At 67.8% G+C, this 23,041-nt stretch carries 26 protein-coding genes; 3 read left to right on the forward strand and 23 right to left on the reverse strand.

The genetic code is table 11. The features are described 5' to 3' along the window. Positions 1–31: 31 nt before the first annotated feature. Genes E0H92_RS36855 through E0H92_RS36875 form a run of 5 tightly spaced genes read right to left on the reverse strand, consistent with a single transcriptional unit; the run spans position 32 to position 2,867 of the window. Complete coding sequence (locus tag E0H92_RS36855) at positions 32–433, reverse strand: arsenate reductase ArsC (RefSeq protein ID WP_165550206.1); 402 nt, start codon at positions 431–433, stop codon at positions 32–34. After that, positions 430–1,161: an aquaporin gene (locus E0H92_RS36860; RefSeq protein WP_131499511.1), complete on the reverse strand. Its 732-nt coding sequence runs from the start codon at positions 1,159–1,161 to the stop codon at positions 430–432. The genes E0H92_RS36855 and E0H92_RS36860 overlap by 4 nt, the downstream gene beginning before the upstream one ends. Further along, positions 1,158–1,826, reverse strand: a complete 669-nt coding sequence (locus E0H92_RS36865) for an arsenate reductase ArsC (protein ID WP_131499512.1) — start codon at positions 1,824–1,826, stop codon at positions 1,158–1,160. Before E0H92_RS36865 ends, E0H92_RS36860 begins: the two co-directional genes overlap by 4 nt. Then, a complete protein-coding gene (locus tag E0H92_RS36870; protein WP_131499514.1) occupies positions 1,823–2,527 on the reverse strand; it encodes an arsenate reductase/protein-tyrosine-phosphatase family protein in 705 nt (234 codons plus the stop codon). The genes E0H92_RS36865 and E0H92_RS36870 overlap by 4 nt, the downstream gene beginning before the upstream one ends. A 22-nt stretch (positions 2,528–2,549) precedes the next feature. Next, positions 2,550–2,867: a hypothetical protein gene (locus E0H92_RS36875; protein WP_131499515.1), complete on the reverse strand. Its 318-nt coding sequence runs from the start codon at positions 2,865–2,867 to the stop codon at positions 2,550–2,552. Positions 2,868–2,930: 63 nt separating this feature from the next. Here E0H92_RS36875 and E0H92_RS36880 point away from each other — a divergent pair, with 63 nt between their 5' ends. After that, the gene (locus E0H92_RS36880) at positions 2,931–3,206 is read left to right on the forward strand and encodes a DUF167 domain-containing protein (protein ID WP_131499516.1); all 276 of its coding nucleotides are present in this window, start codon (positions 2,931–2,933) and stop codon (positions 3,204–3,206) included. 240 nt (positions 3,207–3,446) lie between these two features. On the opposite strand, the gene E0H92_RS36885 is transcribed toward E0H92_RS36880, so the two are convergent. Beyond that, on the reverse strand, positions 3,447–3,944 hold the full coding sequence (locus E0H92_RS36885; protein WP_131499517.1) for a DUF2505 domain-containing protein: 498 nt from the start codon (positions 3,942–3,944) through the stop codon (positions 3,447–3,449). A gap of 20 nt (positions 3,945–3,964) precedes the next feature. Beyond that, positions 3,965–4,642 carry a CBS domain-containing protein gene (locus E0H92_RS36890; RefSeq protein ID WP_131499519.1) on the reverse strand — a complete coding sequence of 226 codons (678 nt, stop codon included), beginning with the start codon at positions 4,640–4,642 and terminating at the stop codon, positions 3,965–3,967. A gap of 67 nt (positions 4,643–4,709) precedes the next feature. Here E0H92_RS36890 and E0H92_RS36895 point away from each other — a divergent pair, with 67 nt between their 5' ends. Next, positions 4,710–5,057, forward strand: coding sequence for an ArsR/SmtB family transcription factor (locus E0H92_RS36895; RefSeq protein WP_131499521.1), 348 nt, complete (start codon positions 4,710–4,712; stop codon positions 5,055–5,057). A 49-nt stretch (positions 5,058–5,106) separates the two neighbouring features. On the opposite strand, the gene E0H92_RS36900 is transcribed toward E0H92_RS36895, so the two are convergent. From E0H92_RS36900 to E0H92_RS36945, 10 genes are all read right to left on the reverse strand, one after another. Then, positions 5,107–5,409, reverse strand: coding sequence for a hypothetical protein (locus E0H92_RS36900; protein ID WP_131499523.1), 303 nt, complete (start codon positions 5,407–5,409; stop codon positions 5,107–5,109). A 14-nt stretch (positions 5,410–5,423) separates the two neighbouring features. Continuing rightward, on the reverse strand, positions 5,424–5,933 hold the full coding sequence (locus E0H92_RS36905) for a universal stress protein (protein WP_131499524.1): 510 nt from the start codon (positions 5,931–5,933) through the stop codon (positions 5,424–5,426). 76 nt (positions 5,934–6,009) lie between these two features. Next, positions 6,010–6,300: a hypothetical protein gene (locus tag E0H92_RS44470; protein WP_165550207.1), complete on the reverse strand. Its 291-nt coding sequence runs from the start codon at positions 6,298–6,300 to the stop codon at positions 6,010–6,012. Then, positions 6,297–7,796: a hydrogenase large subunit gene (locus E0H92_RS36915; RefSeq protein WP_131461323.1), complete on the reverse strand. Its 1,500-nt coding sequence runs from the start codon at positions 7,794–7,796 to the stop codon at positions 6,297–6,299. Before E0H92_RS36915 ends, E0H92_RS44470 begins: the two co-directional genes overlap by 4 nt. After that, positions 7,793–9,322, reverse strand: a complete 1,530-nt coding sequence (locus E0H92_RS36920; RefSeq protein ID WP_131499526.1) for a proton-conducting transporter transmembrane domain-containing protein — start codon at positions 9,320–9,322, stop codon at positions 7,793–7,795. Before E0H92_RS36920 ends, E0H92_RS36915 begins: the two co-directional genes overlap by 4 nt. Continuing rightward, positions 9,322–9,966 (reverse strand): hypothetical protein, encoded by a 645-nt coding sequence (locus E0H92_RS36925; protein WP_131295430.1) that lies wholly within the window; start codon positions 9,964–9,966, stop codon positions 9,322–9,324. Before E0H92_RS36925 ends, E0H92_RS36920 begins: the two co-directional genes overlap by 1 nt. 5 nt (positions 9,967–9,971) lie before the next feature. Beyond that, on the reverse strand, positions 9,972–10,910 hold the full coding sequence (locus E0H92_RS36930; protein WP_131461321.1) for a respiratory chain complex I subunit 1 family protein: 939 nt from the start codon (positions 10,908–10,910) through the stop codon (positions 9,972–9,974). Further along, positions 10,907–12,907, reverse strand: a complete 2,001-nt coding sequence (locus E0H92_RS36935; RefSeq protein ID WP_131499528.1) for a proton-conducting transporter transmembrane domain-containing protein — start codon at positions 12,905–12,907, stop codon at positions 10,907–10,909. Before E0H92_RS36935 ends, E0H92_RS36930 begins: the two co-directional genes overlap by 4 nt. Then, on the reverse strand, positions 12,904–13,377 hold the full coding sequence (locus E0H92_RS36940; protein WP_131461319.1) for an NADH-quinone oxidoreductase subunit B family protein: 474 nt from the start codon (positions 13,375–13,377) through the stop codon (positions 12,904–12,906). Before E0H92_RS36940 ends, E0H92_RS36935 begins: the two co-directional genes overlap by 4 nt. Beyond that, complete coding sequence (locus E0H92_RS36945; RefSeq protein WP_131295426.1) at positions 13,374–13,742, reverse strand: ArsR/SmtB family transcription factor; 369 nt, start codon at positions 13,740–13,742, stop codon at positions 13,374–13,376. The genes E0H92_RS36940 and E0H92_RS36945 overlap by 4 nt, the downstream gene beginning before the upstream one ends. Positions 13,743–13,858: 116 nt before the next feature. Between E0H92_RS36945 and E0H92_RS36950 the strand changes: the two genes are divergently transcribed. Beyond that, a complete protein-coding gene (locus E0H92_RS36950; RefSeq protein WP_131461318.1) occupies positions 13,859–14,044 on the forward strand; it encodes a hypothetical protein in 186 nt (61 codons plus the stop codon). 223 nt (positions 14,045–14,267) lie between these two features. Here E0H92_RS36950 and E0H92_RS36960 read toward each other — a convergent pair whose 3' ends face one another. The 6 genes from E0H92_RS36960 to E0H92_RS36985 form a co-directional block, all read right to left on the reverse strand. Continuing rightward, positions 14,268–14,780: a hypothetical protein gene (locus tag E0H92_RS36960; RefSeq protein WP_131461316.1), complete on the reverse strand. Its 513-nt coding sequence runs from the start codon at positions 14,778–14,780 to the stop codon at positions 14,268–14,270. Positions 14,781–14,982: 202 nt separating this feature from the next. Then, complete coding sequence (gene narI / locus E0H92_RS36965; protein WP_131461315.1) at positions 14,983–15,708, reverse strand: respiratory nitrate reductase subunit gamma; 726 nt, start codon at positions 15,706–15,708, stop codon at positions 14,983–14,985. A 2-nt stretch (positions 15,709–15,710) separates the two neighbouring features. After that, positions 15,711–16,406 carry a nitrate reductase molybdenum cofactor assembly chaperone gene (gene narJ, locus E0H92_RS36970; RefSeq protein ID WP_131461314.1) on the reverse strand — a complete coding sequence of 232 codons (696 nt, stop codon included), beginning with the start codon at positions 16,404–16,406 and terminating at the stop codon, positions 15,711–15,713. Further along, the gene (narH, locus tag E0H92_RS36975; RefSeq protein ID WP_131499529.1) at positions 16,403–18,064 is read right to left on the reverse strand and encodes a nitrate reductase subunit beta; all 1,662 of its coding nucleotides are present in this window, start codon (positions 18,062–18,064) and stop codon (positions 16,403–16,405) included. The genes narJ and narH overlap by 4 nt, the downstream gene beginning before the upstream one ends. Further along, the gene (locus tag E0H92_RS36980; protein WP_131499531.1) at positions 18,064–21,744 is read right to left on the reverse strand and encodes a nitrate reductase subunit alpha; all 3,681 of its coding nucleotides are present in this window, start codon (positions 21,742–21,744) and stop codon (positions 18,064–18,066) included. Before E0H92_RS36980 ends, narH begins: the two co-directional genes overlap by 1 nt. Then, complete coding sequence (locus E0H92_RS36985; RefSeq protein WP_165550208.1) at positions 21,741–22,994, reverse strand: nitrate/nitrite transporter; 1,254 nt, start codon at positions 22,992–22,994, stop codon at positions 21,741–21,743. Before E0H92_RS36985 ends, E0H92_RS36980 begins: the two co-directional genes overlap by 4 nt. Positions 22,995–23,041: the final 47 nt, after the last annotated feature.

Genomic DNA, 23,041 nt, shown 5'->3' on the forward strand with positions numbered 1-23,041 from the left:
GAGTTCCGTCAACCAAGCATAGGAGTCGTGCTCATGACGCCTGCAGTTCGCCGATCAGCTTCTCGACCCGGCCGCGGATCTCGTCGCGGACCTGGCGGACCACCTCGATCGACTGACCCGCCGGGTCGGTCAGCTCCCAGTCCTCGTACCGCTTGCCGGGAAAGATCGGGCACGCATCTCCGCAGCCCATCGTGATGACGGCGTCGCTGGCGCGGACGTCCTCGGTGTCCAGCAGGTGCGGGACGTTGCCGGTGATGTCGATGCCGACCTCACGCATCGCCTCGACCGCGACCGGGTTGATCTGGTCCTTCGGCGCGGAACCGGCCGAACGGACATCGACGGCGTCCCCGGCCAGGTGCCGCAACCACCCGGCGGCCATCTGGGACCGGCCGGCGTTGTGCACGCAGACGAACAGAACGACGGGCTTGTTCACGAAGTAGCTCCAGCATCTTTGTGGGGTACGACGACCTCGTCCGAGTCGCCGAAGTTCGGATACAGCACAGCCACCAGGCCGGCGCCGACAATCGCACCGAACACCTGGAAGAACACAAATCCCAGCACCGACCCCGGAGCGATCCCGGCAAACGTATCGCTGAACGCCCGGCCGATCGTGACCGCTGGATTGGCGAAGGACGTCGACGAGGTGAACCAGTACGCCGACCCGATGTACGCACCGACCGCGGCCGGCGCCACCGCCGCTCGGCCGGACCAGGCGAGCGAGAAGATCAACATGATCAACCCGGCGGTCGCGACCGTCTCACCGATCCACAAATGCCCCGCCGACCGATCTGTCGTCGACCACGACACCGCCGCCTCGCCGAACATCAGGTTGGCGAGCACCGCGCCAGCAATCGCACCGAGAACCTGCGCCGGCACGTAAGCGGCCAACTCCCGTCCCGTGATCCCAGTCCCGTTGCGGCGACCGAGCCACCAGTCGGCCGCGGACACAACGGGGTTGAAGTGCGCGCCGGACACCGGCCCCAGCATCAGGATCAGCACCGCGAGGCCGAGGGCGGTCGCAAAGGCGTTCTCGAGCAACTGCAGGCCGACGTCGTCCGGGGACAGCTTCGCGGCCGCGATGCCCGAGCCGATCACAACGGCGACGAGGAGCCCGGTTCCGATGCCTTCGGCAAGCGCCCGCCGCCACAGTGATGTAGTCACCGGCCGCTCGCAGTAGGCACGGCGAGTTCTGCGAGCAACTGACGTACCCGACGTTCGATCTCGTCCCGGATCGGGCGGATCTCGCTCACGTCCAACCCGTTGGGGTCGTCGAGGATCCAGTTCTCGTACCGCTTACCCGGGAAGATCGGGCACGCGTCACCGCAGCCCATCGTCACCACCGCATCCGCGGCCCGCACGATCTCGTCGGTCCACGGCTTCGGGTACTCCGTCGAGATGTCGATGCCACGCTCGGCCATCGCCACGACCGCCGCCTCGTTCACCTCGATGCCCGGCTCCGAACCGCCCGACCATCCGACCGCCTGCTCTCCCGCGAGGTGCGCGAAGAAGCCGAGCGCCATCTGGCTGCGCCCGGCATTGTGCACGCACAGGAACAGCACGACCGGACGGCCGTCATCGTGATGACCCTCGACCTTCGCGAGCGCCGTCAGCCGCTGCCGCGCAAAACGCTCCGCCAGCAACGGCAGGAAGTTCGGCACCGTGCTGCCCGTCGCGAACTGGTCGTAGCTCGAATGCAGGAACCGCTCGATCGTCTCCCGGCCGTAGATCTGCCCGAACTGCTCAGTCAGCCGCGACGCCGCCGTCCGCAACGCGAGGTGCTGATCGATGGACAAGTCTTCCCGGTGGAGCCTCGTGACTTCGGTCATGCTCCACTCCTCGAACGGTTCTCCCCCGCGGGGGACACCAACGGCGCCAGCCGATCGATCCGGCCGGCGATCTCGTCGTACGCGGCCTCGAAAGCCGCATCAGTGTCCGCCGGTGCCGGATCCGGCACCGACCAGTGCACCCGCGGCCGGGCATCAGCCGGCAGGTGCTCGTACGCGATATCGCACACCGCGATCACCAAGTCGTTCGGCTGCGCGATCTCCGCGACCTGCGCCGTACGCCATGCACTCGGATCAAGGCCGTGCCGCCGCGCGACCTTCACAGCCCGCGGGTGCACACGGTCCGCAGGGCGCGTACCGCCCGACACCGCCGGCACATGACTCCGCCGCGACCAGATCGCGGCCGCCAACTGCGACCGCGCCGAGTTCTGCGTGCACACGAACACGACTCGCGGCACATCGTCCAGCGGCGAACTCGACACTGTCGCCAGCGTCTCCGGAACCAGCCTCACATAGGTACGGCGATGATCACCCTCCGACCGCCCGCGCACCACCAGCCCCGCCTCCTGCAGCACCTTCAAGTGATGCGCCACCAGATTCGTCGGCATCTCCAACAGCGCACCCAACTCCCCCGGCGCCGCATCTCCCACCAGCAACGCGTCCACGATCGCCAGCCGCGCCGGATCCCCTAACGCCGCATGCACCCGCGCCCGCTCACCCAGAGACTTCCGCTCAACGTTCATTGCCTCAATGGTCACTGAGTCATTATCCGGTGTCAAGCTCGGAGTTGCTGATCGACAACACATTGGCCAGGCTCTGGATCGCCTTCACACAGGAGCCGGTGCCGCCCGGGCCGTAGATGTTCTGCCGGCAGGAGGCGGTAGCCGCCGAGGCCGGTCCGACGACGACGGAACCGCCGAACAGGACCGTGACCGCGACCAGGATGCCGCCGAGCTTCTTGCGCACACGACTTGCGTGCGATGACTCGCTACCGCGTGCGCGATCGAAGTGCCGTTCGGCGATGCCGAGGTCGCCGAGCAACCCATCGCCATACAGGCCGTCGCCGTGCTCGACACCGGACATCACGAGCTTGAATGCCCGTACCCGCAGTGCCGACGGTTCCCGCAGGCAGGCGACAATTCGGCCATGAGAGTCCTGCTTCGGGTCAGGCCGGGTGCGTCCCGGACCGCGGTCGGCGGCCAGTACGGCGGACCGGGCGGCCCGGCCCTGGTGGTCGCCGTGGCGGCCCGCGCGGTGGAGGGACAGGCAACGCAGGCTGCTCTGCGGGCGGTCGCGGCGGCGTTCGGCGTACGACCCTCGGCCGTAACCCTGGTGCATGGCGCGACCAGCCGCGACAAGCTGGTCGATGTCCAGGGAGATGAGAGCAAGATCCGGTCGAAGCTCGAAGAACTTCTCAGCTGAAGCTTCCACAGCCAGGCTGGATGCCGCCGGCGGCGCACGTGCGGAGGCCGGTTCGTGACGGGCGCCATCTCATCATCCGCACCGCCTGCCTACCGGCGTTTGCCGACGCCATCGGAATGGTCGTCGCCTACGAGGCCACGCCGTCAACGACCCTGAGCACATCGCCCTCGTCATCGGCTACCGCTGCACCGCAACACCTTGAATACCTGGCGAAATCAAGCGCCCGACACTCTGGGGTCGTCAGAACGACCCGGAGATCCATGACCAGGCGAGTTCGAACTTCGTTTCGAGGCGGATCCGGATGGCCTCGGTGACGAGCGCCTCGAGGTGGGGGCCGGCGGCTGGGGTGGACGCGACGATGTGGAGGTCGAACGTTTGGGTCGTGGCGTCGCCGGTCGGGATGATCGAGGTGTGGCCGGTCAGTGTGATCCGGCCGGCGACGGCCTCGCCCTCGATATCTCCTTCGCGGGCACCGTGATCGTGCGCCGGATGCCAGATCTTCGTTTGCGCCAGCACGAGCTTCTCGCCGGCGAACCGGCGCACGTCGGTCGAGACGTCGCCGGATCGGGTCTCCCACCTCAGCCGCAGTACGACGTCCTCACCGGAGTCGAGCGTCGAGACGTCGTACGTGCTCACCCGGAGCCGCTCGTACACCTGCTCCTGGAAGGTCCGGTCCGTGATGATCGCGAACACCTCCTCCGGAGCAGCGGCGTACGACGTGCTCAGACGTAGGTCCATGGCGCGCTGTTCACACCCCGTCAGAATCCGGTGACGAGCATGTCGTCGATGTCGTAGGTCAGATCGCCGCGAACGGCAACGGCGCCCGCGACCCTGGACGCGGCCGAGATCGCATGCTCGACCTGGCTGCGGTAGACCAGCTTCCCTTGCAGCGTGACGACCCCGTCCTTGACCTCGATTGTCATCTCCGCGTCGCTCCGCAACGGCCGACGCCGGTCGGTCTCGATGGCGGCGCGCACGTCGGCCGCGATCTCTGCGTCCGTACGCCGATAGACCGCGAGCAACTCGCGCCGTGTCAGCAGTCCGACCAAGTGCTGTGTCTCATCGACCACACACAAGGCAACTGACGACGGGGCGACCAGCCAACGCACCGCAGTGCTGATCGGCGTCATCAAGCCGACCGTTGCCACAGGCGACGTCATCAGCTCGCGGGCCACGCCGGACCGCGCCTTGCGTCGACGCCGACGCGCCGCGGTACCGCCCAAGATCGGCGGCGGATCCAGACCGCCGTGATACTCGAGATTCGCCAGCAGGTCGACCTCGGTGATCAAACCGATCGGACGCTGGTCCTCCGTCACAACAGGGACCGCCGGCGCATCGGAGACCAGGAGCGCGCAGGCGATCTGTTTGAACGACGTATTCGGACCCACGGTGATGGGCGAGCGGGTCATGTATGTGGCGACGACAGGCTCGAGCATCACACCCACCTCGCTTCGGACTTGCTAAGATTAGCAAGTCCGCAACTCCTGGGTGAAGAGGATCTTCGTGAACAGGCCGCTGTACCAGGTGAAGGCAGAGTTCTTCAAAACACTGGGACACCCTGCCCGGATCCGTGTCCTCGAGCTGCTCAGCGAGCGCGACCACACCGTGGCGGAGATGGTTCTGGAAGTCGGTATCGAGCCCGCGAACCTCTCCCAGCACCTCGCCGTACTGCGCCGTTCGGGCCTGGTGACATCGCGCAAGGACGGTGCCACCGTGATCTACTCGCCGACCTCCCCGTACGTCGCGGAGCTACTGAGCGTTGCGCGCCGGATACTGGCCGGGGTACTCAGCGACCAGGTCGGCCTCCTCGACGACCTCCGCGAACCCGCCGGCCGGCGCCGCACCCCCTGAACTACGGTCGCTCCGCTGATTGTTGGCTGAGTGGTCGCGTTCGCGTGATTCAACCGCTCAGCCGGCCGGAGCCGCGGAGCAGACCGGCGCACAGGGCGAACTCGTACAGAGCAGCACCCGCCGCAGCCTGCCGACTGAACGCCGAGACGTCGCCCCGAGCGATCGAATCCCAGCACATGGCATCGGCCAGCAACACCGCACGTGTGACGACCGCGGGCAGACCGGGCAACGGCGTCGTCTCCGCCTCACGACGCAACTGCGCCGCTCCGCACGCATGCGTCTCGTCGGTCGCGGCCGCTCGCAGCTGTGCGAGCAGCAACGACAGCTCACCGGCCAGGTACTGCTGCGTCATCACGATCACCGGCGTCAGAACATCGGTACGCCACCTTGCGACCCCGGCGACCGATGATGACGTGCCATCGCCGCTCGGTGCCGGCGCTCCGCCCGAGGCGGATCGGGCACAACCACCACCGGGCATGGTGCGTTCCGAATGACGTGCAGGCTCGTCGAGCCCACCAGGGCATCGTGGAAGGCGCCGTGGCCGTGGCTACCTAGGACGATCAGCTCCGCGTCGAGGGCGGCGTCACAGATCTGCTCACTCGGCCGGCCCTCCATGACGAGCCGCTCCACGCCTGGCTCCCGGCGCTCGCCGACCATCTTCTCCAACACCCTGTTCTGAAGGTCGACCGCACGGTTTCGGGCTTCCTCGGCACTGTTGAGCGTCGTGCCGTAGTCGGGCCCGTTCCATGACCAGACCGTCACCGCTCGTAGCCCGCACCCCCGGCGGAGAGCCTCGTCGACCGCCCATTCCACCGCCCGCTCCCCCGCTGCCGATCCGTCGACCCCACACACCACGACACAGTCATGCGTATCCATGCCGCACCTCCGAGCCTCTCCTCCCAGCGTGCTCCGCGCCCAGCGCGGAGTCCAGCCTGAGACACCCGCCGCGGAGTCAGAAGAGGTAGAAGCCGGTGACGATCGTGGGGAGGGCGCCGAGAAGGAGCCAGGGGGTGAGGGGTGAGCGCTGGTGGATGAGGCGCATGCCGGCGACGGTGATCAGGCCGATGACGCCGGACATGAGCCAGAGGCCGATGCCGCGGCCCTGGTCGGTCTTGGCGATGCCGAGGCTGTAGACGGCGAGAGAGACGGCAGGGACGCTGCCGACGTGGAACAGGATGACCGAGGCGACCCATTTCTGGACGGTCTCGATGTTCATCGGCTTCGGTTGACGGCGGCGGATCATAGGTCGTTCCCAGCGTAGGAGAGGTTGAAGCTCTTGTTGGTCAGGGGGAAGTCGGGGACGATCGTGTCCGCCAGCGCGACCGGCAGAGCGGGCCAGTTGAAGAACGACGGATCGACGATCTTCAGCCGGGACACGGTCCCGTCCGGTGCGAACTCGACGCGGTGCGCGATCGTGCCGCGCCACCCCTCGACCAGACCGACACCGGACGTGCGACCGCGGGCGAGCCAGGTCGGCTTGGTGGTCTCGGCCCCGAGTGCGGCGCGCCCGGACAGGAGTTCGGTGATGAGGGCAACGGAGTTGTGAATCTCGGCGGCTCGGGTGAGGAGACGCGACAAGACGTCTCCCCCGGTGTACGCCGGGGCGGCGACGCCCGCGGTCAGCGGCGTGAACGGGTGGTCGCGCCGCGCGTCGTGATCGATGCCGCTCGCGCGGGCGACGTACCCGAGGGTGCCGATGTCGCGCGCCTGCTCCGCCGACAAGACGGCGGTACCCGCCATCCGGTCCATGACGACGCTGTTGTCGAGTGCGATGTCGACGATCTGCTGGGTGTCGGTTGCGATGCCGGCGAGTACGCCGGGTTCAGGGAGCGCTCGTACGTAGGTCGAGCCGGGTGCGATCGCGCCGCGGAGCAGGCGGTGCCCGGTGACGTGTTTGTTGATCCTGAGCAGCTGTTCGCGGATCCGCTGGGCGTGGGCGTTCGCGATGCCGTATCCGACGTCGTTGCAGAGCGCGCCGATGTCGGTGACGTGGTTGTAGAGCCGTTCGAGTTCGAGCAGCACGGCGCGTAGGACCTGTGCCTGCTCAGGCACCTGCCAGTCCCGTGCTTCCTCGACAGCGAGGCAGAAAGCGAGCGCGTGCCCGGCCGTCGTGTCCCCGGAGACACGTTCGGCCAGCGGGAGCACGTCGGCAAGGACCTTGCCCTCGGCAAGTTTCTCGATGCCCTTGTGGACGAACCACAGGCGGGCCTTCAGTTTGAGGATCGTCTCGCCGACGACCGAGAACCGGAAATGCCCCGGCTCGATCAGGCCGGCGTGGATCGGCCCGACCGGGATCTCGTAGACGCCGGTCCCGTCGACGGTGAGGAACGGGTACGGTTCGTCGATGTCTCCGAAGGGCGGTGGCGGTCCGGCGTCTTGCCGCATCGGGTGCCAGCCTTCGGGCCAATGCTGGTGCAGGACGAGCCTGCGCGGCAGGGGGTGGTTGGTCGCTGCGATACCGAAGAGGTCGCCGATCTCGCGCTCGAACCGTCCCGCGGGGAACGAGAGGGCTGCCAGGCTGGGGATCGCGCGGTCGGTGCGCAGGATGAGCTCGACGCGCCGATCCGGACTCCCCGCCACGAACAGGTACACGACCCGGAAGCCTTCACCGTCGTCGTGGGCGGCTACCAGCGCGAGCCGGTAGCCCTCGGCGAACAGGGCCATCGCTCGCTCGCTCAGGCCGTGAGCAGTCACACCGATCTGCCGACGGCTCGCGTAGGTCCTCGGATCGGGGCTCATCGGGTCCCCACGATCTGACCGGCCGCGCGCAGCAGGCCCCCGAGCGGCCAGTCCACGATCCCCAACACAGCAACCGCAACCAGCGCACCCGCCAGCGGCACCACAGTCGAGACCCGCAGCCCCGCCACTGTTGGGACAGTGCCCACAGCACCCGGCGAGCCCGCTGCCGGTGCGCTGGCTCCCGGATCGCGAGACGGTGGGCCACCCAGCAGGAAGCCGGCTGCCTTTCCGGAGATCGCGACGAAGACGACGAGCAGCAGGAGAAGAACGACGGCTGCGACCCACCAGGCTCCGGCACCGCCCACTGCCCGGATCAGGCCGATCTCGCTCACGAACAGGCTGAACGGCGGGAGTCCGAGCAATGCGACCAGACCGGCTCCGAACAGTCCTGCGAGGACCGGCGTACGGGCGAACAACCCGCGGACGGCGTCGATCCGCGTGGTGCCCTCACGGGCGAGGATCTCGCCGGCGCTGCAGAACAGTACGGCCTTGCCGAGACCGTGACCGACGATGTGGAGCAGCGTGGCCGCGATCGCGAGCGGTGTGCCGATGGCGAGACCGACGACGGCGAGCGCCATGTGCTCGATGCTCGAGTATGCGAGCAGCCGCTTGTAGTCCTGCTGCGCCAGCAGCAACCCGGCCGCCAGCAACAGCGAGGCGACTGCGACCGCGAGAAGCAGACCGCGGACGAAGCTGGGGTCGATACTGGCGACGGCGATCACGCGATAGCGGGCGAGGGCGTAGATTGCGACGGGCAGGAGTACGCCGGACATCAGCGCGGACACCGGTGCGGGTGCTTGGCTGTGGGCGTCGGGCAGCCAGCTGTGGAGTGGTACAAGGCCGGCCTTGGTTCCGAACCCGACAACGAGCAGCGCGAACGCGAGCCGCATCACGCCCGGATCCAGCTCTCCGGCGTGCGCGACGAGCTGGGTCCAGTCGAGCGATCCCTCGACGCCGGCGTGCTCGGCCGCGTAATTGACCAGCACGGTGCCCAGATACGCCAGCGCGATCCCGACAGAGCAGATCATCACGTACTTCCAACTCGCCTCGACCGACCGCCTGCTCCGGCGATGGCCGACGAGGAACGCAGTGACGATCGTGGTGCCTTCGACGGCTGCCCAGAGCAGGCCGAGGTTGTTCGCGAGTACTGCGACCACCATCGCGGCGAGGAACAGCGGCACGAGTACGCCGTACCGCCGGGCGCCTTCCACGTCCGTGTGACCGGTCGCGAGTTCGTCGTCCAGATAGCCGATGCCGGCCCAGGTCGCGACGACACCGACGGCGCCGATCACGATCAGCATCACACCGGACAGCGCATCGATCCGCAACCAGTTGCCAGCAGCAACCTCGCCGCCGTCTGCGGTCCAGGTGGCGCTCCACGCGCCGGCGATGAGCACGATCGCAGCAGCCGCGACAGTGGCGATGGCCACCGGACGCCGCCAGCCCATGAGGTACGCCGCAGCGGCGGCGGCGATCGGTGCGACGATCGGCGCCAAGGTCAGCAGCAGGGCAGGAGTACCGGTCATCAGTCGTGCAACTCCCGCAACTCGTCGATGTCGGTGCCGCCGAACGTCGTACGCAGCCGTGCGGTCAGCACCTGCAGCACCAGCACGACCAGCAACACGTCCAGCGACACCGCCAACTCGACAATCCCCGGAACACCACCCGTGATCAGGAACGCAGTAGCCGCGATCCCGTTGTCCAGCAGCAGGAATCCGACGATCTGCGACAACGCCCGCCGCCGCGTTACCAGCACGAAGAACCCCAGCAGCACCATCGCCAACCCGACTGGCACGGCCTGCGTCTCGGCCGACGGCGACAACCGCACCAGCGGGCGACTCGCCGCGTACGCGAGCAAGATCAGAAACGCCGCCGCAACGATCGACGCAGTCACGTTGACCAGCGGCTCGGTCTCACGAGCCTCGTTGCCGTCCCGCAGCACGCGCCGAAGAATGCGCGGTACGAGAACCGCCTTCAACGCGACGACACCGATCGCGACGACCACCAACTCGACGCTGTCCAGACGCCCGGCGAGCACCAACGCGAGCGCCCCTAGCAGGACCCCTTGGACGACGAGCAGGCGCACGATCGCCGACAGCTCGCGCCGCCACAGCACCATCACCGACGACAGCAGCAGCCCGCCGCAGATCAGATACAGCAACTGGGTCATCACGATCACGCCAGGAAGAAGGACGACGACACGGCCAGTACGCCGAACAGGAACGACCCGGCCAGCAGCTCCGGCACCCGGAACAACCGCAACTTCGCCATGAACACCTCACCCGCGGCCAGCACCGCTCCCAGTACGGCGACCTTCGCGACGAAGGCCACGACACCGAGCAGCAACGCCGGTGCCGACGCCGTCGTGGCAATGCCCCACGGCAGGAACAGATTCGCCCACAACCCGAGCAGGACGGTGAGCCGCAGCGCGGAGGCGAACTCGACCAGCGCGAGGTCGCGCCCGGCGTACTCGAGCACCATCGCCTCGTGAATCATCGTCAGCTCGAGATGCGTCGACGGATTGTCCACCGGCAACCGACCAGCCTCCGCGACCACGACGACCGCGAGCGCCACAGCAGCGAGCAGGGTCGCCGGCGAAAGCACGGCACCCGGCGACTGCTGCCCGCGCTCGACAATCGCGGACAGGTTCGTCGACCCGACGCGGGCTGACAACGCGAACCCGGCCAGCAGGATCGTCGGCTCGGCGAGCGCGGCCACCGTCATCTCGCGGCTCGCGCCCATCCCACCGAACGCCGTACCGGTGTCCAACCCAGCCAACGCCAGCGCCACGGTCCCCAGCAGCAACAACGCCACCACCGCGAACAGATCCGCCGTACCGTCCAACGGCGACACCGTGGCGACGAACGGCGAGACGGCGGCGATCACCAGCGTCGAAGCGACCAGTACCGCGGGCGCCGCGACGAACACCCAACTCGAACCGGCCGGGCTCATCGGCTCCTTGCGGAACAGCTTCCGCAGATCCCGCCACGGCTGCCCAACACCCGCTCCGGCACGACCCTCCAGCCGCGCCCGCACCTGCCGCATCACACCGACCAGGTAGGGCGCCACCACGATCAGCAGCACGACCTGGACGACAACCCCGAGAGTACTCATGCGGTCAGCCCCACAACGACAAGCACAACGATCAGACCGCCCAGCCCGAGCGCGAGGTACCGGTGCACACTGCCGTTCTGCAACCGGCTCAGGACCGCACCCAGCTTGTTGCCCGCCGCAAGAACCGGCGGATAGAGAGCGGCCTCTACCCGATCGTCGACTCGCTGCCGATAGCTCACGCTCTCGATCAGGTACTGCGATTCCGCGTGGTGCGTCACGTCGACGTCGTGCTCCGGACGCAGTACGTCGTCGAACACCCGCGTCAACGGCTCCGCGAACGACGTGGCCGTGTACTCCATCCGCGGATCCAGCCTCGTACCGCCGCAACCCCACACCAACGACTCACGCCGCGGCAACCCTCGTCGCACCAACACCACCACCAGCAGCCCGGCCACGAACAGACCGGCGAGAATGAGCACCGGCGAGATCGACCCCGCGATCCCGGTCAACCGCAACGTCACACCGCCCTCGAGCGGCGAACCATCGCGCACAGTCGGCAGCGCCTCGAGCACCCTGGTCAGCGCAGGCCCCAGCGACGCCGGAGAGATCGCCAAACCGGCGCACACCGCGGCCGCAACCAGCATGGCGAACCGCATCGTCCTCGGCGACTCCTTCGCCCCGGCAGCCTCTTCACTGCGGGGCCGCGCCAGGAAGCCCGTCCCGAAAGCCTTCACGAACGTCGCCACTCCAAGCCCGGCCGTCAGCGCAACGACTCCGACCGCCAACGGCATCGCGACCGCCACCACAGCATCCGCTCCCGGCAGACCGTGAATCAGCCCCTGTAGCAGAAGCCACTCCGACACAAACCCGTTGCCCGGCGGCAGCGCCGCGGCGGCGAGCGCACCCACTCCGAACAGCGCTGTAGTCGCCGGCATCCGCGACACCAACCCGCCCAGGCGGTCCAGATCTCGCAGACCGGTCGCACGAAGGACAGACCCTGCGCCGAGGAACAGCAAGGTCTTGAAGCCGGCGTGGTTGAGGGCGTGCAGCAGGCCGGCCGCGATCAGCAGGCTGCCGAGGGTCCTGTTGCCATCAGCGGCGAACATGCCTCCCGCACCGACACCGAGCAGGATCAGGCCCATGTTCTCGGTCGTCGAATAGCCGAGCAAGCGCTTCAGATCGACCGCGACACTGGCCTGCAGTACGCCGAACAGCGCGGACACCCCACCCGCGACCAGGACCAGCAGCCACCACCAGCGAGGACCGCCGCCCAGAAGATCGAGCCCGACCCGCAGCAGTCCGTACAGGCCGAGCTTCACCATTGCCGCCGACATCAACGCCGACACCGGGCTCGGCGCCTCCGGATGCGCCCGCGGCAGCCAGACGTGCAGCGGGACCATGCCCGCCTTGGAGCCGAATCCGAGGAACACCAGGACGAAGATGACGGATCGTGTCGTGGTCGACAGGTCCGCGTCGCGCAGCGCCGCGAACGACTCGCCACCGGCCTTCGACGCGAACAGCACCAGCCCGAGCAAGATCGCGACCAGGCCCGCGTGCGTCATCGCGGCGTACCAGACACCTGCGTCACGTACTGACGGCCGGAGCCTGTGCTCAGCCAATACCAGCATCAGTGACACCAGGGCCATCGCTTCCCACAACACCAGGAAGGTCGTCACGTTCCCGGCGGCCGGCACCAGGATCATCGCCGCCACGAACAACGGCAGCAGACTCTGCTCTGTGCGCGAACCGTGGCCGGCGGAGTAGCCGATGTTGTACAGCCCGGCGATGACCGCAACACCGCCGATCAGCGCGCAGAACAAGCCGGACAACGCATCAACCGCGACGGTCACCTCGCTCAACGGCAGCAACTGCGGGATGGTCTTCGAGAACGCCTGGCCGCCCAGCGCCGACACACCGGCCAGCACACCGAAGACTCCGACCCCGGCCGTCGACACCCCGGCGACCAGCGCACGCCCTCGCGACCCCGTGGCGACCGCACCCAACGCACCAAGCCCGGCGATCACCAGGACGCCGACCAGCGCCCAACCAATGCTCATCGGCCGGTCAGACCCCGCAACGCCTCGATGATCTCCGGCGGCTCCGGCGGACAACCCCGCACGACGACGTCGACGGGGATCACATCACCGACCGCGCCCTCGACGCCATACCCACCCTTGAACACACCACAGTCCCGCGCACAGTCCCCCACCGCCACTACCCGCTTCGGCGCCGGCGTCGCGTCGTACGCCTTCCGCAGCGGCTCGGCCATGTTCCGCGTCACCGGGCCAGTCACCAGCAACACGTCCGCGTGCCGCGGCGAGGCGACCAGGCGGGCGCCGTACCGCTCCCCGTCGTACACCGGACCGAACACCGACCCGATCTCGATCTCACAGCCGTTGCACGACCCGGCATCCACATGCCGCACCTGCACCGAGCCCCGCAGCACGGCGTCCCCGTCGCCCGCCCGCTCCGGCGCCGGCTCGGCAACCCGACCGGTCGATCGGATCTTCTTGAACAGCTGCCTCATCGCACGGCCCGGCGGACGCGCGCCCGGCCCGACGTCTTCGCATCGGCCTTCAACCCGTCCAGGAGCTCGGTCTGTTCGGTCAGCACCGTCGTCAGGATTGTGCGCGCGACCGCGAGGAGCTCCGCGACGTGCTCGCTCGTCAGCGAGTAGTAGACCTGGGAGCCTTCCTTGCGCGTCGCTACCAAGCCGGATCGGCGCAGCACTGCGAGCTGCTGCGAGAGATTCGAGGCCTCGAGCCTCATCTCGCTCAGCAACTCTCCCACGGACATCTCGCGCTGGCTCAGCAACTCCAACGCCCTGATCCGGGCCGGGTGCCCCAGCGTCTTGAAGAACTCTGCCTTCAGCTGGTGCAGCGGTGTCGTCATCCGCCTGCCTTCCGTCACTTCACGCCTTGCTGAAAGCATGCGATCATGAATTGAAGAATTCTGCAACTCGTGTACGGTGTGCTGAGTCCGCCCGCCGAAGCTGAGGACAGGAGACCATGAACACCTTCGCCGACGAACTGCTCCGCCGGATCACCGGCGCCCGCGAAGCCCTCCGCACCGCCCAGGACGACGGCGACCTCGACGCCGAACGCGTGTACGCCGGCGAACTCGAAAGCCTCCTCCGCCTCGCCCACGAACACGACCTGGTCCTGAACGCCGACCGCCCACACGACCTTGCCTGAGCCACCCGCGCTGTACGAAGTCACGATCCCCAGCGAGGACGGCCCCACCACGACAGTGACCGACGCCGCCGGCGTTGCCGCGCTGGTCCGCCAAGCAGCCGCAACCGGCAGACGCGTACACATCGCCCCCTCACCGACGACACCTGACGCGGCCTCAGGCCCGGCATCGAAACCTTCGTCGAGAGCGAGATCAGTAGGCACCTCTGACCTTACGAGGTAGCGCTCACGGCCTCGCCGCCGCTCTCGTCGTCGGCTTGTCCCCGTAGTGTTCGGTACGGCGCCAGACGCCGTCGGCGCGCCAGAGGAGGATTAGGGCGGCTGCCATCGGGGTTGACCAGGCCAGGTAGACCCAGCCGAACGAGAGGAGTGCGACGTTGAACCCGATCAGCAATACCAGTGCTGTTTGACGTAGCCGGCCTTCGATGAGTACGAGGGCGCCGGCCGCGGTCTCGAAGGCGATCAGTAGGCCGATGAACAGGGTGTGGTGCGGCACCACCACCGACTCCCACGTGTCTCGTACGAACGACGTCGAAGCTCCGTCGGCGAAGCCTGAGTAGTCGGCGCCGCGGGCCAGCAAGTACGCGTTGACCGCAGCTCCGGCCGCCACCCACAGCACGCTGACCGCTGTCACGCCGATCAGGTAGGCGCGCCGGCTCTGGGCGGCGCGGAGGCTGCATGCGACGATCACGACCCCGAGACCGACCCACACGACCGGTAGCACCCATCCGATGTTCATGACACCCTCCCCACAATCCTCCTCGGCCGATCCTGGAGTCGCTGCCACCGCGATGCCAGCCGACCTGTGCCAGCCACGGCCCATGGACCGACCTCCTCGATCCCAGCCTCCGCCGTACGACGACGGCTTCGCAGGGCCGAACGTCCGCGCTGCCGGGTACCAAGGACCTGATGAGTCGACGACGCGGTTTGGCAGGGCTGTGTCACTGGACGCGGTCCCAGCCGCGGCGGGGGCGGTGGGTGCCTAGTTGGGGGTCGCGGGTGCGGTAGACGATGTAGGGGCGGGTGAGGTAGCCGAGGGGTGCGCTGAAGACGTGGACCAGGCGGGTGAACGGCCAGAGGGCGAAGAGGGCGAAGGCCACGAGTGCGTGCAGTTGGAAGCCGATGGGCGCGTCGGCCATCAACTCCGGCTGGGGCTGGACGGCGAGGAACGAGCGGTACCAGACCGACACGCCCTCGCGGTAGTCGTAGTGCCCGCCCACAGACAGGATGGAGCCGGCGATGGTGTTCCACATGCCGAGGACGATCGCTGCGGCGAGGAAGGCGTACATCACCTTGTCCATCCGGGTGGTCGCCGAGAACACCGGCCCGACGGTCCGGCGGCGGTAGATGAGGATCGCCAGGCCGGCCAGTGCCAGGAGGCCGGCGATCATTCCACCGACGACCGCGATGACGTGGTAGATCTCCTTGGTGACGCCGACGGCCGCGGTCCACGATTCCGGGACCAGCAGGCCGATGACGTGGCCGCCGACCACGCCGAGCAGGCCGAAGTGGAACAGCGGGCTGCCGATCCGCAGCAGCCGGTTCTCGTACAGCTGCGACGACCGCGTGGTCCAGCCGAACTTGTCGTACCGATATCTCCAGACGTGGCCCACCACGAACACCGTCAAGCAGATGTACGGCACGACGACCCACAAGAACGTGTCCATGCTCAGCGACCTCCCGGGAACGTCGGCATCGGCAGCGGAATCGGCTGCGCGGGGCCGGTGTCGAACGCGGCGCCGTACGGCGTGAGTCCGACCTCCTCGTCCGGTGGACCTTCGGCGATCAACCGCTGAACTGCTTCCATCTCGTCGCCGCGCAGGGGTGGGAAGGTGGCAGTGACCGCCTCGACGGCTCCGGCCCACCGTGAACCGCTGTCGGTCAGCCCGCGCCGGAGCAGTTCCAGGCCGGCTCGGTGCTCGAGCAGCAGTCGTCTGCCCGCGTCGCGGTCGATGGTGGCCGCGTATTCGAGGACGACGCACAGGTGATCGGGCAGTTCGGTCTCGTCGAGCTCGAAGCCCGAGGCGAGGTACGTCTGCTTGAACCGCAGCAATGCGCCGCCGCGCTTGCGGGTGTCGCCGTACGCGAAGTAGGTGAGGAACAGGTTGTGCCGACGGCGACTGTCGAACGTCTCGACGTACTCGGCCTCAAGTTCGGCGAGCGGAGTGCCGGCGAGGTTTCCGGCGGTCGCCCGCAGCAACTCCCCCAACCGAGGCGGGAGTTCATGAGAGGCACGGACGATCAGGTCGAGCTGGTCGATCAGTTGCTGATCGGGGTAGCCGAGCAGAAGAGAGGCCGACTGCCAGGCCACCGTGAGCTGCGTGGCGTCGAGACCACGATCGGACTTGCGCAGGAGTGGGCTCATCGCTGATCCGGACCTTTCGCCTTCGGCGGGAACAGCCCGCTGGGAGCGCCCTTGCCATCCCAGTTCAGCAAGTTGACGCGGGCGCTCTTGTCGTCAGGAGCGGCGAGTGTGTCCGAGGTCTGACGGTCCTGCAGCATCTGGAAGTTCTCGACCGCGATCGGCGTCGGTACGCCGGAACCCTCGCCGAACGGACCCGATCCACCCATCCCCGGACCACCGTCGTAGTCCAGCGAACAGGCGAGCTCCTCCAACGCATGAGCCTGCTCGGCGTGCGCAGGTGGGATGACGTACCGCTCGTCGTACTTGGCGAGAGCCAGCAACCGGTACATGTCGTACAGGTCCTCCTCGCCCATACCGACAGCCGCGGGGATGGCGCTGTCCGGATCCCGGCCCATGTTGATGTCCCGCATGTACGAACGCATCGCGGCGAGCTTGCGCAGTACCCGGTCGACGGGAGCGACGTCGCCCGCGGTGAAGAGCTCGGCGAGATACTCGATCGGGATCCGCAGCGCGTCGATCGCCGCGAACAGGTTCTCCCGACGCTCCGCGTCCTCGCCGGTCTCGCGCACCACGTCGACGACCGGTGACAGCGGCGGGATGTACCAGACCATCGGCATCGTGCGGTACTCCGGATGCAGCGGCAGCGCGACCTGGTACTTGTTGATCAGCGCGTGCACCGGCGATCGTTGCGCGGCGTCGATCCAGTCCCGGGGGATGCCGTCCCGTTCGGCCGCGCGGATCACGTCAGGGTCGTTCGGATCGAGCAGGATCGACCGCTGCGCCTCGTACAGATCGTGGTCATCGGGTACCGACGCCGCCTCGAGAACGCGGTCCGCGTCGTACAGCACCAGACCGAGGTAGCGGAGCCGGCCGACGCAGGTCTCGGAACAGACAGTGGGCAGACCCACCTCGATCCGCGGGAAGCAGAAGGTGCACTTCTCCGCCTTGCCGGTGCGGTGGTTGAAGTACACCTTCTTGTACGGGCATCCCGAGATGCACATCCGCCAGCCCCGGCATCGGTCCTGGTCGACCAGCACGATGCCGTCCTCGGTGCGCTTGTAGATCGCGCCGCTCGGGCAGGACGCCGCGCACGACGGGTTGAGGCAGTGCTCGCAGATCCGCGGCAGGTAGAACATGAAGGTCTGCTCGAACTCGAACTTGACCTTGTCACCGACCTTCTTCAGTACCGGGTCCCGCTCCGCGGTCGCAGCCGATCCGCCCAGGTTGTCGTCCCAGTTCGACGACCAGGAGATCTTCATGTCCTTGCCCGAGATCAGCGACTTCGGCCGCGCGACCGGCGTGTGCTCCTGCGCCGGCGCATCGGTCAGGTTGGCGTAGTCGTACGTCCAGGGCTCGTAGTAGTCGTTGATCGAGGGCATCTTGGGGTTCGAGAAGATCGTCAGCAGCTTCTTCAGCCGGCCACCGGCCTTCAGCGTGAGCCGACCGCGTTTGTTGAGGGTCCAACCACCCTTCCAGGTCTCCTGGTCCTCGTAGGTGCGTGGGTAGCCCTGGCCCGGCCGGGTCTCGACGTTGTTGAACCACACGTACTCGGTGCCTGTCCGGTTGGTCCAGGCCTGTTTGCAGGTGACCGAGCAGGTGTGGCACCCGATGCACTTGTCGAGGTTCATCACCATCGCCATCTGCGCCATGACCTTCATCAGTAGGTCACCTCCTGGGAGCGCCTGCGGATCACGGTGACCTCGTCTCTCTGGTTGCCGGTCGGCCCGAGGTAGTTGAAGGCGAAGGACAGTTGTGCGTACCCGCCGATGACGTGGCTGGGTTTGATCAGGATCCGGGTCAGCGAGTTGTGGATGCCTCCGCGCTTGCCGGAAGCCTCGGCCAGCGGTACGTCGATCAGCCGGTCCTGCGCGTGATGCATGTAGACCGTGCCCTCGGGCATCCGGTGCGAGACGATCGCCCGCGCGACCACCACGCCGTTGCGGTTCACGGCCTCGATCCAGTCGTTGTCCGCGACACCGATCTTCGCGGCGTCCCGCTCGCTCATCCAGATCGTCTGCCCGCCCCGGCTCAGCGACAGCATGAACAGGTTGTCCTGGTACTCCGAGTGGATCGACCACTTGTTGTGCGGCGTCAGGTACCGGACCGTCACTCCCCCGACCGCCTCCTGCAGATCACCCACCGACGGCTCCGCGAACAACGCGGCCATGTTCAGCGGCGGCCGGTACACCGGAAGGCCTTCGCCGAGCTCGGCCATCCAGTCGTGGTCGAGGAAGAAGTGCTGCCGGCCGGTGAGCGTGTGCCACGGCTTGAGCCGCTCGACATTGATCGTGAACGGCGAGTACCGGCGACCACCGGTCTCCGAGCCGGACCACTCCGGCGACGTGACGACCGGGACCGGTGCCGCTTGCGTGTCGGCGAAGGTGATCTGTTTGCCCTCGTGCTCGGCCGCCAGATCGTGCAGCAGCGTACCGGTGCGCTTCTCCAGCGTCTTGAATCCCTGCGTTGCGAGGTGTCCGTTGGTAGTGCCGGACAGCGCCAGGATCGCCTCGCAGGCGTGAACGTCCCGCTTGAGCGACGGCCGCCCGTCGGCCGGACCGCCGCGGATCGCGCCGTTCTTGTGGCGGAGGTAGTCGATCGAGGCGCTGACGTCGTACGTGACGCCCTTGGTCGTCGTACCGAGCTTGTCGAGTACCGGGCCGAGTGCCTGTATCCGTGCGCCGACCGCGGCGTAGTCGCGCTCCACCTCGACGAGTTTCGGCATCGTTGCCCCTGGCACCGGTTCGCACTCGCCGGCCTTCCAGTCCCGAACGACGCCGTGCGGGTTGGCCATCGCGTCCGGCGTGTCGTGCAGCAGCGGTACGGCGACCACGTCGCGGCGGGTCCCGAGACGGGTCGCAGCCAGCTCGCTGAACTTCTCAGCGATCGTCTGCCACGCGTCCCAGTCTGTGCGGGTCTGCCAGGGTGGTGCGATTGCCGGGTTGAACGAGTGCACGAACGGGTGCATGTCGGTGGTGTTGAGGTCGTGCTTCTCGTACCACGTTGCCGCCGGCAACACCACGTCGGAGAACAACGTCGTACTCGTCTGCCGGAAATCCAGCGTCAGCAGTAGATCGAGCTTTCCCTCCGGCGCCTGCTCGTGCCACTCCACATCGCGCGGACGCTGGCCCTCGCCGGCCTCGGTGGCTCGCAGCGAATTGTCGGTGCCCAGCAGGTGTTTCAGAAAGTATTCGTTGCCCTTGCCCGACGATCCGAGCAGGTTCGCCCGCCAGACAGCGAGCACCCGCGGGAAGTTCTCCGGCGAGTCCGGGTCCTCGGCCGCGAACCGCAGCTCGCCCGACTGCAACTGGTCGACCACGTGCTCCCCGACCGGCCGGCCCGTGGCGGCGGCATCGTCGGCGAGGTCGAGCGGGTTGCGGTTGAAGGTCGGGTACGACGGCATCCACCCCATCCGCGCGCTCTTGGCGATCACGTCGGCGGTGCTGAGCCCGGCGAGCAGCCCGCTGCCGGTCGCGGCCGACACCGTGTCGGCGGAGAACGTGTCGTACCGGAACTGGTCGGTGTGCAGGTACCAATAGGCGGTGTGGATCATCTGGCGCGGCGGCCGGGCCCAGTCGAGCCCGAACGCCAGCTGCGCCCAGCCCGTGATCGGCCGGCACTTCTCCTGGCCGACGTAGTGCGCCCAGCCGCCACCGTTGACGCCCTGGCAGCCGGTCAGCGTGGTCAGCGCGAGGAATCCGCGGTAGATCGTGTCGGAGTGGAACCAGTGATTGGTTCCCGCGCCCATCAGGATCATCGAACGCCCGCGCGATTCCTCGGCGTTGGCCGCGAACTCGCGGGCGATTCTCGCCGCAGCGGCGGCCGGCACGCCGGTGATCGGCTCCTGCCAGGCGGGCGTGTACGGCGCGGTCGCATCGTCGTACGACGTGGCGTAGTCACCCTCGAGCCCATCGCGCGCGACGCCGTACTGCGCCAGCATCAGGTCGAAGACCGTGGCGACGAGGTGCTCGCCGATCCGGCGGACCGGCACTCCTCGCGACACGGACCCCGGCGCACCGTCGACGGTGTCGAACCGCGGCAGCTCCACCGCCACGGACGCACCGCCTGGTTCATGCAGCGTCAGTCGCGGATCCACCTCGCCCAGGTCGAGGTTCCAGCGGCCGGCGCCGGAGCCGCCGAACCGGTGACCGAGCGAACCGTTCGGGACCACCGGCTGATCGGTGACCGAGTCCAGGAGCACGGTCTTGAAGTGCGCGTTCTCCTCGTCCTGGCCCAGGTCCGCCGCGGTCAAGAACTTCCCCGCCCGATACGCTCCTCCGTCCGTCGGCTCGAGCGCCACCAGGTACGGCAGGTCCGTGTACTTCTTCGTGTAGTCCCGGAAGTACGGCGTTTCGCGATCGACGAAGAACTCCTTCAGGATCACGTGCCCCATCGCCATCGCCAGCGCGCCGTCCGTCCCCGGCCTGACGGCCAGCCACTCGTCGGCGAACTTCACGTTGTCCGCGTAGTCGGGCGACACCACCACGACCTTCTGCCCGCGGTACCGCGCCTCGGTCATCCAATGCGCATCCGGCGTCCGGGTCACCGGGACGTTCGAGCCCCACATCATCAGATAGCCCGCGTCCCACCAGTCCCCCGACTCCGGTACGTCGGTCTGATCCCCGAACATCTGCGGTGACGCCACCGGCAAGTCGGCGTACCAGTCGTAGAAGGACAGCATCGAGCCACCGATCAACGACGTGAACCGGGCGCCCGACGCATGCGACACCATCGACATCGCGGGGATCGGCGAGAACCCCGCGACCCGGTCCGGTCCCCACTTCTGGATCGTGTGCACGTACGCCGCCGCGACCAGTTCGGTGGCCTCCTCCCAGGTCGCGCGGACCAGCCCGCCCTTGCCGCGGGCGGACTTGTAGGCCTTCGCCCGCTGCGGGTTGTCGACGACATGCGCCCACGCCTTCACCGGGTCCCCGCCGTACTGGCTCTTGGCCTCGCGGTACATCTGCAGCAACACACCACGTACGTAGGGATAGCGGACCCGCGTCGGCGAGTACGTGTACCAGGAGAAGGCGGCGCCCCGCGGGCATCCGCGGGGCTCGTACTCCGGCTTGTCGGGTCCGACCGACGGGTAGTCGGTCTGCTGGGTCTCCCAGGTGATGATGCCGTCCTTGACGTACACCTTCCACGAACACGATCCGGTGCAGTTGACACCGTGGGTCGAGCGGACCACCTTGTCGTGGCTCCAACGATCGCGGTAGAAGTCGTCGGCCTGGCGTCCGCCCTGCTTGGTCAGGGTTCTGAGGTCGTCCGACACGGTGCCTCTGGTGAAGAAGCGCCGGGTGCGGACCAGAGCTTCGGTAAGTTCGTTGTCCAGGCTCATGCAGGCTCCTCGCTCGTCTGACGTTGCTCCTGGAGGGTTGGCTGAGCGGTCTTCCTTACGATGGTCAAGGTGAGCAGCAGGGTCAACGCCGCGGTCGCCGAGAGCAGCCAGAGGCCGATCGCGTAGGAATCGGTACGGCCGTACACGTACCCCATGACCAGCGGAGGTACGAACCCGCCGAGGCCTCCCGCGGCGCCGACCAGGCCGGTGACTCCACCGACCCGGGCCGGGTCCGTGACCTTGGCGATCAGGGCGAACGTAGCGCCGCTGCCCGAGCCGAGCGCGGCGGCCATGCCCAGGAACGCGATCGTGCCGATGTGCTCGAGCAGCGGATGAGTCGCGGCCACACCGGCGCCGGCCACCACTACGGCGTACCCCGCGGCCAGGACCGGGATCGGGCCGAACTTGTCCGACAGCCAGCCGCCGATCGGACGCATGATCACGGCGACGACGACGAAGCCGGCCATCCGGTTCGCCGCATCCGCCGGGGTCAGGCCGTAGTCGGTCTTGAGGTACGCGGGCAGGTACACCGAGAACGCGACGTACCCGCCGAAGGCCACCGCGTACAAGGCGCAGGCCTGCCAGGTGATCGGGAGCCGCGCGTTGGACGACAGCCGCTTCACCAGGGACGTGGTCGGCGCGGTGCGTCCCGGAGCATCGCGCAGGACCGACCACGCGACGACCGCGTAGACCGCCAGCACCCCCGCCGTGATCAGGAAGGGCGTCCGCGATCCCAGTCCGTCGTACAACTTCACGGTCGTGAGCGCGCTGATCGCCGTACCACCCATGCCGGCGCCGAAGACACCTACGGCCAGGCCGCGGCGCTCGGGCGGGAACCACGCGTTCACGAACGGTACGCCGACCGCGAAGGTCGTCCCCGCGATACCGAGGAAGAAGCCACCCACCAGCAGCAAGGCGTACGAGTCGAGCGCGACGAACGCGATGAACAGGATCGGCACGATCGTCACCGCCGACACGATCGGGAACATCACCCGGCCGCCGACCTTGTCGGTCAGCGCGCCGACCACGATGCGCCCCAGCGAACCGACGATCACCGGGACCGCGACCAGCAACGCGACGTCCGACTCGGTCAGCGTCCCGAGGGCCCCGTTCTGCCGGAACAGCGGCCCGAGCGGACTGATCAGCGCCCAGGCCCAGAAGTTGACGGCGAAACCAACCGTCGCCAGGGCAAGCATCAGCCCCGGCGAGCCCGCCTTGGTCCTGTCTGTCGACCGCCCCGACGGGGTCATCCGCGGTCACGCTCCGAAATCATCATGGTCATCACCATTTCCGACAT

It is taken from the genome of Kribbella speibonae (genome assembly GCF_004331375.1).
Taxonomy (GTDB): Bacteria; Actinomycetota; Actinomycetes; order Propionibacteriales; family Kribbellaceae; genus Kribbella; species Kribbella sindirgiensis.

Excerpts from the sequence above, each read along its gene's own strand:
- E0H92_RS36865 (WP_131499512.1), bottom strand. The coding sequence starts at position 1,826 with ATGACCGAAGTCACGAGGCTCCACCGGGAAGACTTGTCCATCGATCAG.
- E0H92_RS36870 (WP_131499514.1), bottom strand. The coding sequence starts at position 2,527 with ATGAACGTTGAGCGGAAGTCTCTGGGTGAGCGGGCGCGGGTGCATGCG.
- E0H92_RS36875 (WP_131499515.1), bottom strand. The coding sequence starts at position 2,867 with ATGTCCGGTGTCGAGCACGGCGACGGCCTGTATGGCGATGGGTTGCTC.
- E0H92_RS36880 (WP_131499516.1), top strand. The coding sequence starts at position 2,931 with ATGAGAGTCCTGCTTCGGGTCAGGCCGGGTGCGTCCCGGACCGCGGTC.
- E0H92_RS36885 (WP_131499517.1), bottom strand. The coding sequence starts at position 3,944 with ATGGACCTACGTCTGAGCACGTCGTACGCCGCTGCTCCGGAGGAGGTG.
- E0H92_RS36890 (WP_131499519.1), bottom strand. The coding sequence starts at position 4,642 with ATGCTCGAGCCTGTCGTCGCCACATACATGACCCGCTCGCCCATCACC.
- E0H92_RS36900 (WP_131499523.1), bottom strand. The coding sequence starts at position 5,409 with ATGACGCAGCAGTACCTGGCCGGTGAGCTGTCGTTGCTGCTCGCACAG.
- E0H92_RS36905 (WP_131499524.1), bottom strand. The coding sequence starts at position 5,933 with ATGGATACGCATGACTGTGTCGTGGTGTGTGGGGTCGACGGATCGGCA.
- E0H92_RS44470 (WP_165550207.1), bottom strand. The coding sequence starts at position 6,300 with ATGATCCGCCGCCGTCAACCGAAGCCGATGAACATCGAGACCGTCCAG.
- E0H92_RS36915 (WP_131461323.1), bottom strand. The coding sequence starts at position 7,796 with ATGAGCCCCGATCCGAGGACCTACGCGAGCCGTCGGCAGATCGGTGTG.
- E0H92_RS36920 (WP_131499526.1), bottom strand. The coding sequence starts at position 9,322 with ATGACCGGTACTCCTGCCCTGCTGCTGACCTTGGCGCCGATCGTCGCA.
- E0H92_RS36925 (WP_131295430.1), bottom strand. The coding sequence starts at position 9,966 with ATGACCCAGTTGCTGTATCTGATCTGCGGCGGGCTGCTGCTGTCGTCG.
- E0H92_RS36930 (WP_131461321.1), bottom strand. The coding sequence starts at position 10,910 with ATGAGTACTCTCGGGGTTGTCGTCCAGGTCGTGCTGCTGATCGTGGTG.
- E0H92_RS36935 (WP_131499528.1), bottom strand. The coding sequence starts at position 12,907 with ATGAGCATTGGTTGGGCGCTGGTCGGCGTCCTGGTGATCGCCGGGCTT.
- E0H92_RS36940 (WP_131461319.1), bottom strand. The coding sequence starts at position 13,377 with ATGAGGCAGCTGTTCAAGAAGATCCGATCGACCGGTCGGGTTGCCGAG.
- E0H92_RS36945 (WP_131295426.1), bottom strand. The coding sequence starts at position 13,742 with ATGACGACACCGCTGCACCAGCTGAAGGCAGAGTTCTTCAAGACGCTG.
- E0H92_RS36950 (WP_131461318.1), top strand. The coding sequence starts at position 13,859 with ATGAACACCTTCGCCGACGAACTGCTCCGCCGGATCACCGGCGCCCGC.
- E0H92_RS36960 (WP_131461316.1), bottom strand. The coding sequence starts at position 14,780 with ATGAACATCGGATGGGTGCTACCGGTCGTGTGGGTCGGTCTCGGGGTC.
- narI (WP_131461315.1), bottom strand. The coding sequence starts at position 15,708 with ATGGACACGTTCTTGTGGGTCGTCGTGCCGTACATCTGCTTGACGGTG.
- narJ (WP_131461314.1), bottom strand. The coding sequence starts at position 16,406 with ATGAGCCCACTCCTGCGCAAGTCCGATCGTGGTCTCGACGCCACGCAG.
- narH (WP_131499529.1), bottom strand. The coding sequence starts at position 18,064 with ATGAAGGTCATGGCGCAGATGGCGATGGTGATGAACCTCGACAAGTGC.
- E0H92_RS36980 (WP_131499531.1), bottom strand. The coding sequence starts at position 21,744 with ATGAGCCTGGACAACGAACTTACCGAAGCTCTGGTCCGCACCCGGCGC.
- E0H92_RS36985 (WP_165550208.1), bottom strand. The coding sequence starts at position 22,994 with ATGACCCCGTCGGGGCGGTCGACAGACAGGACCAAGGCGGGCTCGCCG.